Origin of the sequence: Prochlorococcus sp. MIT 0916 (assembly GCF_047305155.1) — a bacterium.
In the GTDB taxonomy this organism is placed as follows: domain Bacteria; phylum Cyanobacteriota; class Cyanobacteriia; order PCC-6307; family Cyanobiaceae; genus Prochlorococcus_B.
Genome location: NZ_CP138980.1, coordinates 768,257 through 785,772, shown reverse-complemented (window position 1 = coordinate 785,772; position 17,516 = coordinate 768,257). Strand labels below are relative to the sequence as shown.

The window sequence follows — 17,516 nt, the reverse complement described above, 5'->3', positions numbered from 1 at the left end:
TATTGCTAGGAAATTAATTTTATTGTGATTCATTATTCTTTTTCCCCCCAATTGATTCGCTAAATCCAGAAGCTAGTATTCCAGTCGGTATTGCTATTGCAGCAATACCCATAAGAGAAGTAATCGATGCAATAGTTTTTCCAACTGCTGTAACTGGTATGGAATCTCCATAACCAACAGCACTCACAGTTGTAATTGACCACCAGAGACATCTTGGAATTGAACCTAATAATTCTGGTTGAATAGAAGATTCAGCAAGATACATACCAGTACTACTTATCAATAGAAGTAAGACTGTATAAAAAGTCGATATTTGTAATTCTTGACTCTTTGATCGAAGTGCAAAATTAAAATGATAGATACTTTGCTTAAATTTTTCACTTCTTCCAATTTTCAATATTCTCAAGAGCCGAATAATCCTAAGAATTTTTAATTCTGCTCGAACACCGATAAAAGATGGGATGATTGCAATTACATCAATAATTGCCATTGGTGAAATCATATAACTGAAAACTCCTTTCCAACCGTCTTGATATTTTTTTTCTAAAGGTGCGACCCATAAACGACAAAAGTATTCTATGCAAAATAAAACACCAATTATCCTATCCAGCAGGTCTATCTGATCACCAAACTGATAATCAATTGAATTTTCAGTAACGATAACTGCAAAGAAAATCGAAATAAAAATAGTAATGCCACATATTTTATTGAATAAAGAAGTTTTTCCTCCGGGTGTTTGATTAATTATCTGCTCATAGATTCTTAGACGTAATTCATTCATCACCACATAAAAACTCATAGAAGAATGCCTATAAGTTAATCAAATCTTGCTGAATTTTCTTCTAATCTCTTGCCGAACTTAAATACAATGATTGAACGCATATACGAAAAACCTCTCAAACAAGCCGATTGATTCATCTAGCAACTGCTAATTAGGAGTACATAAGACAACTTTTTTAAAGATATTACAAAACTAGTGATATTTTTCCAGATGCATTTATTCATTCAAAAAGGTTTTCTCTTGCCAATCAAAACTGAAATATGAGTTAAATGAATAAAGCAGTATGTGATGGATGGATAAACCTTGCAGCATCCACTGATAGGCTAATTAGCAATGATTAAATTTAGTTGAGTATCATTTAATTAAAATACTGTTAAGCCTAGGGCATTTCAAGAGAGGCTCTGGTTTCATCTGCAAAATGAATTTCCAGTTCATTACTAAAGATGTCTGTGCCATTAGACGGAACAACAAGGGGTAAATCTCTGTATGTAAGCAAACAATTTTTCATATTTAATTCCTTCGATGAAAAATTTCCCTCATGCTTCCCACCCTCTGTCTTAAATTCTCCTGCCTCTGTTCTCGACCAGATAATAAACCAATCAAGTTGTTCCAGTTGTTCTAATTTGGCCTCATTCCATTGATGGTAGTCATCAGAATCAAAAAACTCCATTATCGATGTCTCTACAACCTCATCATCCACTTCTATTCCTCCTTCTTCCAAGTGTATTGTGTATTCCTCTGTCCCGTCCTCCTCAAGAAGAACCTCATAACTAAAAGTCTTTTGTGCTAACGCGAACATCTCTTCTTTTCTATCATCCAATATCTTGCTAATAACTATGTCTTCGTCCCAATGACGCTCATCAACGATGTATCGGAGTGAGCCAAATCTTTCGGCAAGTGCCTTATTCGCTCCATCTTTCGCAATCTTCGATGCCTTTGCACTATCTTCATCAAGTTCCTGTTTAAGACGTTTTAAGTCACTCGCTAATAGGTCCATTTGTTTGTAGAAGTCTCCATAGTATTTTCCCTCTCTCGTTTTCTTAGTAGAATAAAAAACCTTAATGTATTGAATATCTCCGTTGTAAGTAACTTCAAATGGCATTGGATCCGAACTGTCTCTTAATGAAATAATCACGTCTTTTTCGAATGCTCGCCATAGTGAGTATTAGATAGAAATGTGCAGTTCAACAGAACGACCGAAACATGAAAATTGCTCATAAAGCCATGGTCAGTCTTTCAGAATTGATAATTTATTAATATCCAACAGTTTCAACTAGCACAAGCATCGTAAATCATTTTAAATCGTGTTTCGCTCAGCATTAAGGCTTTCTTCTTCGCTTACTTAATCGACCAGAAACTGGCTATTTTGATATCTTCCAAACTCCAATAAAAGTGATACAAGTCAGAGTTTAAATCGAGTTAGAGTCAGTAGTAAAATAAAAAAACCAACAGTGGAATAGGTGAAAGTTTTATACAGAAAAGATCCAGAGGATGAGAACATCTCTGAGGTAAAAATATTCCCAATACCATCTGCCTCAATAGAAATTAAAGACAATATTACTATTCGTACGAAGACTCCCTCGAACCCTTCTAAAGAACAAATAATTAATAAAGCATTTAAATTTCATTCACAAGGCAATATTCTAGAAGCCTTAAAGCATTATCGATATTTCATCAATCGAAAATTCAAGGATCAAAGAGTTTTTTGTAATTATGGAGTCATATTAAAAGATCTTGGCAAATTAAAAGATGCAGAAGTATTTACTCGCAAAGCAATTGAACTTAATCCTGATTACACAGATGCTCATTACAATCTTGGAATCATATTGAAAGATCTTGGCAAATTACAAGAAGCAGAATTGGCATACCGAAAAGCTATTGAACTGAAACCTGATTTCGCATTGGCTCATTCCAATTTGGGAAACATTTTGAGTGATCTTGGCAAATTAAAAGATGCAGAAGTATTTACTTGCAAAGCTATTGAACTTAATCCTGATTTCGCTGAGGCTCATTCCAATCTAGGAAATATTTTGAGAGATCTCGGGAAATTACAAGAAGCAGAAATATCCACTCGCAAAGCTATTGAACTTAATCCTGATTTTGCAGAGGTGCATTCCAATCTGGGAAGCATTTTACGAGATCTTGGTAAATTACAAGAAGCAGAAGTATCCACTCGCAAAGCTATTGAACTTAATCCTCATTTCGCAGAGGCTCAATCTAATCTTGGAGGCATATTGAGTGATCTTGGCAAATTACAAGAAGCAGAAGTATTCACTCGCAAAGCTATAGCACTCAATCCTGATTACGCTGAAGCATCATGGAATCTTTCATTACTTCAACTACTTCAAGGCGACTATAAAAATGGTCTAGAAAACTATGAGTTTAGATCTAAAATCAAGAAGCCTATTACTCCTCATGGGAAACCAAAAATAAAACAAGTAGATAATCAAAATATAGAGAAAGAAGAAAAGCTCTTAGTCATTAGTGAGCAAGGTTTAGGCGATACGCTTCAATATATGCGTTATATTCCTTACCTCAGAAGTCAAGGTCTAGATGTTTCTTTTTGTGCTCTAACCAAACTACATTCATTAATCCAGTCATCGGGTATTGATCACAATCCATTAACACCACAGCAGTCAACTTTAGTTTCAGAGGGACAATGGATCCCACTATTATCTTTACCTCGATATCTTCAAATAACTCCAGAGAAGCCAATCATTACTGAACCATACATATATTCAACAGAAGAATTAAATCAGAAATGGAAAAAAATCCTCTCCTCAGAGAAAAAGCCAATAATTGGTATCAATTGGCAAGGCAACCCAGAATTGGAAAGATCTTTTTATCAGGGAAGATCAATTCCTTTAGAAAGTTTCTCCAAGCTTTTTGACCACAATGAAATCACTTTACTTTCTCTCCAAAAAGGATTTGGCTCGGAGCAATTAAACCATTGCTCATTTAAAAATAAGTTTATTGATTGCCAACCACAAATTGATTCCACTTGGGATTTCCTTGAAAATGCTGCCATCATTGAGAACTGTGATTTAATTATTACTTGTGACACATCAATCGCTCACTTAGCTGGAGGAATGGGCAAAGAAGTTTGGTTGCTTTTGAGAGATATACCCTATTGGACTTGGGGAGTTAAGGGGAACCACACATTTTGGTATCCATCGATGAAATTATTTCGACAAAAAGAGCGACATAATTGGCAAGAAGTTATGGAGAGAGTATCAAATCAAATCAACATAAAATATAAAAATAATATTTTCAATTAATAACACAAATCAAGTAATTATAATCACTCCCAACCACCCAATAATTCTGTTGTACAAAAGCACACAACTTCGAATAGTTAGGGTGTTGTTTTAATGCCTTACTTTCGACAATTGGGCACATGTGACAGTTAAGAAACTAAAATACTCATCATTCCTCTTATCTGCACTTTCATTATGTTTGAATTGTGAGGAGTTGAGATCCTCCGCAGTGGGAACAAGGAAACACTTGCGACTGATCTTCAAAAAGACCTGCTTTGAGCAGGTTTTTTTGTGACTATTAATCCTGATCACAATTTTGTTTGTTGAGTTAGTAATAAAAAAAATCATTAGAAAAGCGACGTTCGCAGATAAAACAAGTTTTTTTAACAACAAAAGAGTAATGCCTTGCGTCACGTTGAATTGTTCTTTTTTCTTACTCATCTTGTTTCTCCAAAAAAAGATACAAGTTAGAGAACTGTTCAGTCGTATCAAGCACTGCTGTACTAGTAGAAGTTAATTTCCATCCCAATCAATTTCGTTTTTTAATTATTTCTCCAATCTCAGTTTCCTGCCTAAAAGTCTTTGCATTCCCAACTGCATAAGTAATATCAAGGTCATTTTCAGGATTTGACATAAGGCCTAAGCAGGTACTTCTAATTAATGAATTTGAATCGTAGAAGAATTAGAAATAAATCATGAGTTCTATCACTTGCTTACCATTAGATCGAAGTTGATTAGTACGGATGGAAAGTTCATTTGGAATGATGAGTGCGAACTCGAGGGGGCGACCAAAATCTCGCCGCCTTCTTCATGAAATATGCTTTTTAAATATCACGAAATTTTGAATACGTAGAGAAGTCCTAAATAAATTCTTAGTAACGAATCTTAGAAAGTTTATTGGCAATGTTAATTAATCATGCTCTATAAATAATAAATAATTCAAGAAAGAATTAATAAGGATTAAAATCCGTAGTAAAATGGGAAGAACCAAAAGAGAGAAAAGATAAAAGAACATGAATAGTTCTAGTCAAGAAAGAGAAGAAAAGAATAAAATTACTGAGGTGAAAACATTCTCAGTTCCATTGCCTTTAAGAGAAAATCAAGGAAATATTACTATTACTAAAAATAGTCCTTCTAAAGAACAATTAATTGATCAAGCATTTAAATTTCATAATCAAGGAAACATTGCAGAAGCAGCAAAACTTTATCAAAATTTTATAAATAAAGGTTTTAATAATCACCAAGTTTTTTCTAATTATGCTGGAATTTTACAAGGTATTGGAAAATTAAAAGCAGCAGAAAGCTCATTACGCAAAGCAATTCAAATTAAACCTGATTTCGCTGAAGCACATTCCAATCTTGGAAACATATTGAGAGATCTTGGCAAGTCAAAAGAAGCTGAAATTTTATACCGCAAAGCAATTGAACTGAAACCTGATTATGCTGATGCTCATTACAATCTTGGAATCATATTGAAAGATTTTGGCAAATTACAAGAAGCAGAATTGGCATACCGAAAAGCTATTGAACTGAAACCTAATTTCGCAAGAGCACATTCCAGTTTAGGAATAATATTGAGTGATCTTGGAAACTTAAAAGACGCAGAATTATCTACTCGCAAAGCAATTGAAATCAAACCTAATTTCGCTGAAGCACATTCCAATCTGGGAATGGTATTACAAAATCTTGGCAAATTACAAGAAGCAGAATTGGCATACCGAAAAGCTATTGAACTGAAACCTGATTTCGCAAGAGCACATTCCAATTTGGGAATAATATTGAGTGATCTTGGAAACTTAAAAGACGCAGAATTATCTACTCGTAAAGCAATTAAAATTAATCCTAATTTCACCGATGCATATTGCAATCTGGGAAACATATTGAGTGATCTTGGAAACTTAAAAGACGCAGAATCATCATATAAAAAAGGACTTGAAATCGATCCTAAAAATAAATCTATTAAAAAAAATTTAATAAGTTTACTTACAAAATACGAACCAAAAATCATTAGTTCAAATCCACTATATTTAATAAACAAAGAGTTCAGAGATCTCAATCTCAGAAAGCAAGATAAATCAATAATCACTGATAAAGAAGCAATAAAACTTTATAAGGATGGACTAAAGATTTATAGAAAATATAATCTGGATCTAGAAATATCTTTATCACAAGTGTATAAAAGAAATGCAATGAATTTAAATTGCAAAAGACATATGCTAATTTTTAATCAAAAAAAAATAATTCCTGAATTTTGCTTTGGATGTTATAAAGTTCAAGTTGAAGTTGATTCAATAATTGAATTAATTAAACTTTTTTTAGTTTTCAATACTCTAGAGCTGAAGAATAAGAATACTCGAAAATGTATGGTCGAGGGAAGAGATAATATCTCAGGATTTTATAAAGGACTGATATATTGTTTAGGTCTCACAGAAGCGTTAGAGATATCAAAAAAGTTGAATATTCATCTTCAAAACAATATTAGAATTGATTTAATTTCCACAGTAAAAAGAGGTTGTTCTGAATATCCACTAGAATTCCCACAATATAAAGAGATAAAAATATCTGGAGATCAACCAATGAATTACAATAAGAGCTGGAGAAGTATAGAACAAGAAATAGATAAAGGTAACAAAGATTGGGGTCAAGCAAACAAAAGTGTTGAGGGATTTAATTTAAATAATTTTCTTATAATGAGAAACTGGATCGCATATGCGCAAAAGATAGGTGATGAAAGTGTAAATCAAATTACTCATGAAGAAATAAAAGGACCTCAAAATTTCAATTATTTAAATAGGGACTTTCATTCTAGGCACACTCCGAAAACAAAAATTTAATCCAACTCAATAGTTCCTACCAAAAATATTCGTTGTAATTCCAGTCAATCACTCAAGCAATTTTCTCCCAATTCTCGTGGGAAACTTATGGGAAACGATCAGGAGACATATTTGCCCTTTTATATTTCCATTTTAGACATTGATATAGAGATTGAGATTGAGTAAATGAAATTACATCCTTTTTCGTTTAGTGATTATGCCACCTTGTCCTATATCTTTAATCAGAGGGTAAAATAAAATTTATCTCATTAATAATTACAGAAACCATATTAAACACTTAATTATTAATCAACTTAGATTCCTCCAACATATTTTGTCACAAGGATGAATAATTATTATCAAAAATCTAAAAAATTTATACAACATATTCTATATATACAAATTAAATATTATAGTAGATTTAACAATTCCAAGTATTTATAGTCATCATATGAAAGCTAACAAAAATATAAAAAAATCAACATTGGCAGAAAAAATTAGAAATGATTTACATTTTAAAAAATTTAAATACTCAACTATAAGTTATCCTTTTAAAGAAGAATTAGAAACACTCCTTGGTGTAAAGTTAAGTCAATTACATCACTTCCTAGGAAATTTTGATCTGCTCACCAAGGGGCAACCAATATTAGTTCATAAGATTTTTTATGCTAACTTTCCAAATAAAATTAAAAATATTTATCAAAATTTAATCAGAGCAGAAATATCAAAAATAGTCCCTTATCCCTTTTATTACCAAAAAATTCCAACCTTAAGAGTTGGTTTACCTGGAAATATTTTTGTTGGATCTTTTCACAAAGACTCAGATTTTAATCACCAATCATATGAAGTAAACTTTAATTTAGGTTTAGCAAATTACAGAAGCGGAGAATTTCATGTAGAGGAAAAACCTAATAGTAATAAATTCAAGCATCTTGATTGTCCGTATGGTGAAATATTGAGTTTTGATCATATAAATTGTGAGCATGGATCCAAACCCAATAACGATAAAGAAACAATGGTTTCATTTGACTTTAGAATAGCTCTTAAAGAAAATTACTTTTCTACTGAGAAAGGGTCTATGGGTAATCAAACAAAATTAATAATAGGAGAATATTTTTCCTCAGAAATTATCAATTATTAAATATCAAATTTTTCTTTCTATTAGTATTTTCTAAAGATATAGCAAAGAGTTTATGTGAAACCTGTGTAAAAAGAACCTTTCAAAAAGCCTATCACCCTTAGTACTTAGTATTGATTAGCAAATAAATCCAGAGTGAAACACCAAGAATTCAGTTTTCACTAGAAAGTAGACGTTCCCGTTACTCCTACTCAATAGCACTTGCTGAAATTATTGAGTGGTGAAAGTAAATTTATCCCCCTATTTGACCACATGGAACACGTCTCCTGAACCATTGAAGCCAGATTCATCAATTTTTGCTTTGGACTCACGTGGAACTAAAACTTTTAATCAATAACCAACTTTTAGTAGTTATATTAACTCCCACTGAATAGTGCCAACCAAAAAGAATAAAGTATAATTGGGTTCTCAGGGATTATTTTATCGTGACACACTCGTGAATAACATATATAGTCCAGCGATGAAAAGAATTCAAATTATTCTATGATTTGATTTTATTAACAATCCTTGAAAGTTCATTGAAAAATATTAGTTAATCTTGCTCTATAAGTAGTAAATGATTGCAGTAAAAATTAATAAGGATTGAGATTAGTAGTAAAATCGGAAAACACAAAAAGAGAAAAGATAACAGATGATGGATAGTTCTAATCAAGAAGGAGAAGGAAAGAAGAAGATTACTGAGGTCAAAACATACCCGGTTCAATTTCCTTTAGGAGAAATCAAAGAAAATATCACTATGAATACTAATACTTCTTCTAAACCTTCTAAAGAACAAATAATGAATCAAGCATTTAAATTTCATTCAGAAGGAAACATTTCTGAAGCAAAAAAATATTATCAATCATTCATAAATCAAGGTTTTAGTAATGAAAAAGTATTTGCTAATTATGGAATAATTCTACAAGATCTTGGTCATTTGAAAAAAGCAGAACTTTGGACTCGCAAAGCAATTCAACTAAACCCTGATTTCAGCAATGCTCATTTAAATCTAGGAAATATATTGATAGATCTCTATCAACTAGAAGAAGCAGAATTATCTACTCGTAAAGCAATTCAACTGAATCCTGTTTCAGCAGTTGCTCATTCCAATTTAGGGACCATATTGAAAAATCTTGGCAAATTAGAAGAAGCAGAATTATCTACTCGTAAAGCAATTGAAATAAAACCTGATTACGCAATGGCGCATTCTAATCTAGGAATCATATTGAGTGATCTTGGCAAATTAAAAGAAGCAGAATTATCTACTCTCAAAGCAATTGAAATCAATCCTGATGATGCTGATTCTTATTTCAATCTTTCATCAATAGAGCTCTTAAAGGGAAATTATGAATCTGGTCTTAAATACTTTGAATTCAGATTTAAGGCAGATAAATCATTTAGTACTCATGGCAAGGCAAACATCAAAAAAGTCGAGAATGAGAAATTAACAAAAGGAGAAAAGCTCTTAGTTATTAGTGAACAAGGTTTAGGCGATACACTTCAATATATGCGTTATATTCCTTATTTAAGAAGTCAAGGTATAGATGTTGCATTTTCTGCTCAGGAAAAACTACATACATTAATCCAAGCATCAGGCATTGATGAAAATCCATTAACTCCAGAGCAAGCAAATACCGTCTCAGAAGGTAAATGGATACCTCTTTTATCTTTACCTAGAACTCTTCAAATAAGTCCAAAAAATCCAATCATTTCCGAACCCTATATTCATTCAACGGATAAATTAAATCAGAAATGGAAAAATATACTTTCTAAAGAGAGACAACCCATTATTGGTATTAATTGGCAAGGAAGCCAAGCTATGGAAAGATCATTTTATCAAGGAAGATCAATTCCTTTAGAAACTTTCTCTACTCTTGCTAGAAATAGTAATTTCAATTTTTTATCACTCCAAAAAGGATTTGGTTCAGAGCAATTAGATCATTGTTCATTTAAAAATAAATTTGTTCAATGCCAACCACAAATTAATTCCTCTTGGGACTTTCTTGAAAATGCTGCCATCATTGACAACTGTGATTTAATTATTACTTGTGACACTGCAATCGCACATTTAGCAGGAGGCATCGGTAAAAAAGTATGGTTACTATTAAGAGATATACCATTTTGGACTTGGGGACTGGGAGGGGAGACTACATTTTGGTATCCCTCGATGAGATTATTCCGACAAAAGGAACGTCATAATTGGCATGAAGTTATGGACAGAGTGTCAAATCAGCTAAGCGTAGAAATATTGAAGTGATATTTTACCTTTAATAACACATTCTAGTAGTTATAATCATTCACACACAATAGCACTTTCGTAATATTAGTAAGCAAAGTGCTTTTTGATGCCTTGAATTAAAGGGGAGTAGTATGAATCAACCAATCCGAGAAGGATTGGCGACACCAACAGGATAATTAGTCGGCATCTACTAGTGATTTTTGTCTGTTCTTTATTCGTGATCCGAAATAGGTCAGGGTTGCTCTGACTGTCTTCACTAAACTTTCATATTGCACCGAAGAGGGTATTCCAACCACATTCAAGAACACAGACGTTTGGACTATGAGTCCGCTCATAAGCTTGGAATGAATTGCTCTCTAATGATTGGGAATTAATTGAACATAAGATACATGATACTGCTGCTTAATCATCGAATCAGATATCTAAGAATTCCAACGAGGGCGATGGCAATAATTCCATAAGTCCAGACGTAACCTCTATTTCTTGAGACACGTTCCATTCAATCTGGAAGACCATTATTTTCAATGATGAATAGATAAAGCAACCCCAAGATCATTACTGGGATAACAAGTGCAGAAATGAAACTCAATATCTATAGATTATGATATGTGATTAGAAAATTAGATTCAGGAATTTCTCAATGAATAACTATCAAAATGTAGATGTTGATAAATTAGCAAATATTTATTTTGAAGGTAAAGTTATTAGTCGGAACATCTTTTTAAAAGATAGTTCAAAAAAACATTAGGAGTGATGTTAGAGGGTGGATATGAATTTCAAACTGCGTCAAGAGAGCTTATGGAAATCCATTCTGGAAAACTAAATGTAAAAATTGCAAGTGATAAAGATTGAAATTAATAACAAAGGGAATGGATTTCAATGTGCATAAAAATTCTTCGTTTTGTTTAGAGGTTTTAGAGTTAGTAAACTACACGTGCTCATATTGTGATGATTAAAATATCTTATTCATAATGTAGAGCAAAAGACTTTCTAGGATTTCTCCATGAAGACGGTGCCAAGGTGAAATGTGGAAGTAATGTGGAGGTGACGATTGATAACCCTTGTCACTCCGTCACCTCATTCTTCGTGTGGAAGTACTTCAGAGAGAAAAAATTCTGATTGTCGCAAGAGTAGAAAATATCTTATTTTTTACACCTAACAGATACTTGCTCAATATTTAGAGATTATTTCTGATATTTCCCTTTTTGTATCCGATGGATTAGAAAGGATTTACAGAACAACTCCTCACACATAGTTCTGTGCCAAAAGAGCATCCAATAGGGTGCTTTTTTAGTGCCTTATCTTAAGAAATTGGCACATGTGACAGTTGAGAAACTCATCTGCTAACCCTTGAGTCCTCTTGATGCTTCTAATAGGTTAAATCTGTGAGGAGTAGAGATCCTCCGCAGTGGAAACAAGGACACACTTGCGCTTGATCTCACAAAGAAACCGCCTAACAGAACTGGGCGGTTTTTTTGTGCTTTTTCTACAGTGGTCTAATGATATTTCAACCTCCCCACGTTATTTTTGGGTTACTGCTTTAAAGCAAAGCAGTAGTTTTGATTTTAGATTTCAGAATAAACCCCTTTGGAAGTAGCGAAGACGTAATTTAATTAGGAATTTCTTCGGATGTAGACCCTTTGTGGAATTGATTAGAAAAGGAAAAGCAGAACACTCCTCAACAAAAAAATAGTTCTGTAATAGAGAAAGACCCCTAGTGCCACTATTAGGCAAGAGGTCTTTCTTTTTGGGAGCAAAACAGGTGTTTACTCTCATGTTCGAATAATTCGTTTTGATTAGAACTGGGTTGGAGTTCTTGCACTTATGTTCCCGTAGGTCTGGGAAGTGATTAGGTAAAGGAATTGATTGTTCACCTAGATACAAAGGTGCTGAACTTAAAGGGGGCGACAAAATCTCGTCCCCTTCTTTCATGGAAAATTTATTGGTTGACCATCTAGACAAAAGTAGTATATTTGTATTAGATTATTCCACATCGCAAACTACTAGCAACTGAAGGATCCAGTGAGCAGGATCCTTTTTTTGTCTCTTCTTCTAGATGAATCCTCCATCAGATATCAGTTACATGAATGAACCAGTCAGAGAAGCCTTGCCAGCACCAACAGGATGGTTAGTTGCACCGACGAGAGAATTTTGTTTGTTCTTTATTCGTGATCCGAAGTCGATAATGATTGCCCCAACTGTTTACACACAACTGTGGTATTGCCTTGAAGATGGTACCCCAACCAAATTGAAAAACACAAGAAGACTAGATTACGAATGTGCTGTAGAGACATGGCAGGAACTTTTGTCTCAAGATTGGGAACTAATAAAGCATCAGATTAATGATGATGATGATGCTGCGTAAATATGATTAGTTGCCTTTTTTAAATTCTGAGGAAACAAACTATCTACGATTTCTCCATAGAGACAGCGCAGGATTACAACGTGGAACTACAACTTTTATTTATAACTACCTTTTATTAGTCATATTCACCTCCACTCAATAGTTAATACCCCAAATATTCCTTATAATCCCAGTTCAACACTCAACTAATTTTTCCTCAATTCTCGTATGAAACGTGTGTGGAACGCATAGGAGATATGTTTGACCTTTTATATTTCGGTTTTAAATATTGATATAGAGATTTAGTAAATCATATTCCATCCTGTTTCCATTTGGTGATTTTATCCCCGTGTCTGGTATCTCCTCGTAAAGGACTAAATCCACAAAGTCCTTTTGATATCTCTCTATAAATTAAGCAATGATTAAAGAGTGAGTGAATAAGGGTTGGAATTAATAGTAAAATGAAAGATATCAAAAGATAGAAAAGTATATATGGAAGAATCTAGTGACCAAGGTCAAGGGAAAAAGAAAATCACTGAAGTTAAAACATTCTCAGTTCCATTTGCTTTAGAAGAAAAAAAAGAAAATAGTATTCCTCATGCGCCGTCTAAAGAAAAAATAATTAATCAAGCATTTAAATTTCATTCACAAGGAAACATTTCAGAAGCAGAAAAATATTATCGAATATTCCTCGATCAAGGTTTTTCTGATCCCAGGGTTAATTCTAACTTAGGACAGATATTTAGAGCGAAAGGAAATTTAAAGAAAGCAGAGTTATTAACACGCCAAGCAATTAAATTGGTTCCCAACTTTGCAGATGCTCATTACAATCTAGGAGGCATATTGATAGATCTTTGCAAATTAAAGGAAGCAGAATTATCTACTCGTCAAGCTATTCAAATTAATCCTGATTTTGCAAATTCGCATTACAATCTTGGAATTATATTAAAAGATCTTGGTAAATTAAAAGACGCAGAATTATCATACCGTAAAGCAATTGCACTAAATCCTAATTTACCAATTGCGCATTTAAATCTGGCAAATATATTCAGAGATCTTGGCAAATTAAAAGACGCAGAATTATCGATTCGCAAAGCAATTGAACTCAACCCTAATTTACCAATTGCGCATTTAAATCTGGCAAATATATTCAGAGATCTTGGCAAATTAAAAGACGCAGAATTATCGATTCGCAAAGCAATTGAACTCAACCCTAATTTACCAATTGCGCATTTAAATCTAGGAAATATATTCAGAGATCTTGGCAAAACAGAAGAAGCATTTGATTCTTATCTGAAAGCAATTGATACAAATCCCACACTTTCAAATATTTACCCCTCAATCACTAGATTTTTAAAATATTCAGATCTATCTAAGTTAAACAAATCAAAATTAAAAAATATATTAAATATTCTTTTAGAGAAAAATGATGTACATCATAAAGAATTAGTCAATGCATGGAACTTTTTATATAGAAATGAAATAGTTAATATCCTAGAAAAATATGATTCAGACTTTTCCGAAATAGAATTAATTATCAATGATACAAGCAAAATTAATGCACTTAAAAAGATTATCTTTTGTGATCTTAAATTGGAGGAACTACTAACCAAAACAAGAAGAAATATATGCAATCGTATCGCTAAGAATATAGATTTTATTAATTGTTCAGAATTACAATTTATTATTGCTTTAGGAGAACAATGCTTCCTGAATGAATATGTTTATTCATTTACTTCAGAAGAAAAAATATCTTTGAATACCATCATCTATCAATGCATGAATGGTGAGATCAATGAAACAAAGATTTCAATTTTATCTTGTTATTCACCACTATATAAACTTCTTGATAAAATACCAGCTTTACAAGCTTTTAATTCGTCTAATCAAAGTTTTAAAGAATTAATAGAATTACAAATAAATGAACCACTAAAAGAAATTGAATTATCCAGAAATATTAAAAAATTAGGTTCAATTAATGATGATTGTTCTCAAAAAGTAAAATCCCAATATGAGGTAAATCCATATCCTAGATGGAGATATGCAAATCATTCAGAAAATCAAAAGATATCTATTATGCAAGGAATTAATAATGAAATCAACCCAAATCATATAAGTCAGAACTTAGGTAACGAGCAATTAAAAGTTTTAATTGCTGGATGTGGAACAGGTAATCAAATATTACAAGCACAAAGATATAGAAATGCCAAAATAGTTGGTATAGATTTAAGTTTATCTAGTCTTGCTTATGCTCAAAGAAAAATAAATGAACTTGGAATTGATAATGTTGAACTAATTCACATGGATATCTTAGAAGTTAATTTACTAGAGAAAAAGTTTGATATTATTTTATGTTCTGGAGTTTTACACCATATGGACGATCCCTCAATAGGATTGAGAGCATTAGTAGGAGTTTTAAATAACAATGGATTCATTAAGTTAGGTTTATATAGTGAATTAGCAAGACAAGATATTGTCAAAGCAAAAAATTATATTGCCAGTAAACAACTTCAACCAAACGAAGATGATATTCGTAATTTTAGACAAAAAGTTTTTTCAAGTGAGTTAAGCAATTTAAACTCTTTAAAAAATAGAGGGGACTTTTATTCATTATCAGAATGCCGTGACCTTTGCTTTCATGCACAAGAACATAGATTCACCATTAAACGACTACAAGAAACACTACAATCAAATGAATTAAAGTTTCTAGGATTCTTACTTCCAAAACAAATTAAATCTGTCTATGAGCAATCTTTTCCAGAAGATAAGAAGCAAACAAACTTACAAAACTGGGTAAAATTCGAAGAAAAACATCCAAATACCTTCAAAGAAATGTATCAGTTCTGGGTGTCAGAAATATAAACTCACAACTTACAAAGAATTTCAGGTTTTAAGTTTGTAGAGAAAAACAACTTTTTACCATTTCTCCATGGAGACGATAAAAGGTGTCACGTAAAAGCACATAAATCAAATTATGACTGGAAAGTAGACGTTTCTTTTACTCTCACTCAATAGTTCCTACCCCAAATATTCCTTATAATCCCAGTTCCTCACTGAATCAATTTCTCCTCAATTCTCATATGAAATGTATCTGAAACGCATAGGAGACATATGTGCCGTTTTCTATTTCCGTTTTACACATTGATATAGAAATTGCGTAAATCACCTTACATCCTCATTTAGTTTAGTAATTTTGTCCCCTTGTCCTACATCGCTACATAGAAAAATAATATAAGAACTAGTTTTTCTTCTCGCTGTATGAGTTCAGTAAAAATATAAATGTATCAATAGAGTTAGATGTAAAATGTATCTAGAGTTAATCAGGCACTAAAAAGGGATGGAGGAATCTTTACACGAAAAAGAAGAGAAAAAGAAAGTCTTTCAAGCAAAAATATTCGATGTTCCATTTCATTTAGGATCAATCAAAGAAGATATGACTATTAATATAAATACACCCCCTAAAGATTCTAAAGAACAAATAATTAATCAAGCATTTAAGTTTCATTCACAAGGAAACATTTCAGAAGCAGCAAAATATTATCAAGATTTCATTAGTCAAGGTTTCAGTGACTACAGAGTTTTTTGTAATTATGGAGTCATATTAAAAGATCTAGGAAAGTCAAAAGAAGCAGAAATCTTATACCGCAAAGCAATTGCACTTAATCCTGATATAGCAGAGGCACATTCCAATCTTGGAAACATATTGAGAGATCTTGGCAAGTCAAAAGAAGCTGAAATTTTATACCGCAAAGCAATTAAACTCGATCCTGAATTCGCAGAGGCACATTCCAATCTTGGAAACATATTGAGAGATCTTGGCAACTTAAAAGAAGCTGAATTATCTACTCGTCAAGCTATTGAACTTAATCCTCATTTCGAAAATGCTTATTTTAACCTTGGAAACATATTGAGAGATCTTGGCAAATTGAAAGAAGCTGAATTATCTACTCGTCAAGCTATTAAACTTAATACCAATTTCCCGGAAGCGCATTTCAATCTTGGAAACATATTGAGAGATCTTGGCAAATTGAAAGAAGCTCTTTTATGCTATGAAAAAGCAATTAATTTAAATCAAAATCTCAACGAAGCGAAAGAAGGAATAGGTAAGATACTATTAAAAAATGGTAGATTAAGAGATGGAATATTTAAGCTAAGAGAAGCTAATGGTGCGATTAATTTTAATTATAAAAAATCTAATATTATCATTAATTAAATGAAAAATTTTATCATTAATACAAATAATTTAAACCCTCATTTTATTGGATCTTGGACTATTGAACCATTATCAATATGTGATGAGATTATAAACTATTTTGAACTCAATTTAGCCAAACAAAGGAATGGAAGAACAATTGATGGAGTTAATACTAACTTCAAAGATAGTATTGATATTAGGATTACACCTAAAGAAATTGTTCATCCTAGTAATGAAATGTTTAGAACATATTTCGAAAAACTTTTTGAATGCTACAAGCAATACATTGAAGAATGGCCTTTTTTAAAAGATTTAGCTCAAGGACTAGAAATTGGTTCATTTAATCTTCAAAGATATCTGCCTGGTCAACATTTTAAAAAAATACATACTGAGCGGTCAAGCATAGAAAGTTCTCACCGAGTTTTTGCTTTTATGACTTACTTAAATAATATTGAAAAAGGTGGTTCAACATATTTCAGTCATTATGATCTTGAAATACAACCAAAAAAAGGACTAACGTTAATTTGGCCGGCAGAATGGACACACGCTCACAGAGGTAACATATTAAAATCAGGAACAAAATACATCATCACAGGTTGGATACATTTTGCTAAATAATTTTTCTATTAATATCATCCAATGTTCTTACTGGTGAAAAGCGAAGAGAAGAGACAAACCAACATACAAAAGTACGAAATATTTGCAGCGAGACATATCAACACCTTCAGCCGGATATATAAAGGATAGGTTTATTAAAGAAAAATTTGGAA

General features: G+C 32.3%; 12 protein-coding genes. 10 read left to right on the top strand and 2 right to left on the bottom strand.

From position 1 onward, the window contains the following. Nucleotides 1-19: 19 nt before the first annotated feature. Both SIB53_RS03980 and SIB53_RS03975 read right to left on the bottom strand, forming a co-directional pair. Nucleotides 20-781 (bottom strand): potassium channel family protein, encoded by a 762-nt coding sequence (locus SIB53_RS03980; RefSeq protein WP_413678903.1) that lies wholly within the window; start codon nt 779-781, stop codon nt 20-22. Nucleotides 782-1,160: 379 nt separating this feature from the next. Beyond that, nucleotides 1,161-1,883, bottom strand: coding sequence for a hypothetical protein (locus tag SIB53_RS03975; RefSeq protein ID WP_413678902.1), 723 nt, complete (start codon nt 1,881-1,883; stop codon nt 1,161-1,163). 358 nt (nt 1,884-2,241) lie between these two features. Here SIB53_RS03975 and SIB53_RS03970 point away from each other — a divergent pair, with 358 nt between their 5' ends. The 10 genes from SIB53_RS03970 to SIB53_RS03925 all read left to right on the top strand — a co-directional run bounded on the left by SIB53_RS03970 (nt 2,242) and on the right by SIB53_RS03925 (nt 17,364). Beyond that, nucleotides 2,242-4,059 carry a tetratricopeptide repeat protein gene (locus tag SIB53_RS03970; protein ID WP_413678901.1) on the top strand — a complete coding sequence of 606 codons (1,818 nt, stop codon included), beginning with the start codon at nt 2,242-2,244 and terminating at the stop codon, nt 4,057-4,059. A gap of 992 nt (nt 4,060-5,051) precedes the next feature. Further along, nucleotides 5,052-6,872 carry a tetratricopeptide repeat protein gene (locus tag SIB53_RS03965; RefSeq protein WP_413678900.1) on the top strand — a complete coding sequence of 607 codons (1,821 nt, stop codon included), beginning with the start codon at nt 5,052-5,054 and terminating at the stop codon, nt 6,870-6,872. A gap of 430 nt (nt 6,873-7,302) precedes the next feature. Beyond that, nucleotides 7,303-7,992, top strand: coding sequence for a hypothetical protein (locus SIB53_RS03960; RefSeq protein ID WP_413678899.1), 690 nt, complete (start codon nt 7,303-7,305; stop codon nt 7,990-7,992). A 631-nt stretch (nt 7,993-8,623) separates the two neighbouring features. Next, nucleotides 8,624-10,225, top strand: coding sequence for a tetratricopeptide repeat protein (locus SIB53_RS03955; RefSeq protein WP_413679112.1), 1,602 nt, complete (start codon nt 8,624-8,626; stop codon nt 10,223-10,225). 735 nt (nt 10,226-10,960) lie between these two features. Then, on the top strand, nt 10,961-11,059 hold the full coding sequence (locus tag SIB53_RS03950) for a pyrimidine/purine nucleoside phosphorylase (protein ID WP_413678898.1): 99 nt from the start codon (nt 10,961-10,963) through the stop codon (nt 11,057-11,059). Nucleotides 11,060-11,076: 17 nt separating this feature from the next. After that, on the top strand, nt 11,077-11,163 hold the full coding sequence (locus SIB53_RS03945) for a hypothetical protein (protein ID WP_413679111.1): 87 nt from the start codon (nt 11,077-11,079) through the stop codon (nt 11,161-11,163). Between the two features lie 1,100 nt (nt 11,164-12,263). Next, complete coding sequence (locus SIB53_RS03940; RefSeq protein ID WP_413678897.1) at nt 12,264-12,572, top strand: DUF1651 domain-containing protein; 309 nt, start codon at nt 12,264-12,266, stop codon at nt 12,570-12,572. A gap of 471 nt (nt 12,573-13,043) precedes the next feature. Beyond that, nucleotides 13,044-15,413: a tetratricopeptide repeat protein gene (locus SIB53_RS03935; protein ID WP_413678896.1), complete on the top strand. Its 2,370-nt coding sequence runs from the start codon at nt 13,044-13,046 to the stop codon at nt 15,411-15,413. Between the two features lie 475 nt (nt 15,414-15,888). Further along, on the top strand, nt 15,889-16,764 hold the full coding sequence (locus tag SIB53_RS03930; protein ID WP_413678895.1) for a tetratricopeptide repeat protein: 876 nt from the start codon (nt 15,889-15,891) through the stop codon (nt 16,762-16,764). Continuing rightward, the gene (locus SIB53_RS03925) at nt 16,765-17,364 is read left to right on the top strand and encodes a 2OG-Fe(II) oxygenase (protein ID WP_413678894.1); all 600 of its coding nucleotides are present in this window, start codon (nt 16,765-16,767) and stop codon (nt 17,362-17,364) included. Nucleotides 17,365-17,516 lie beyond the last annotated feature (152 nt).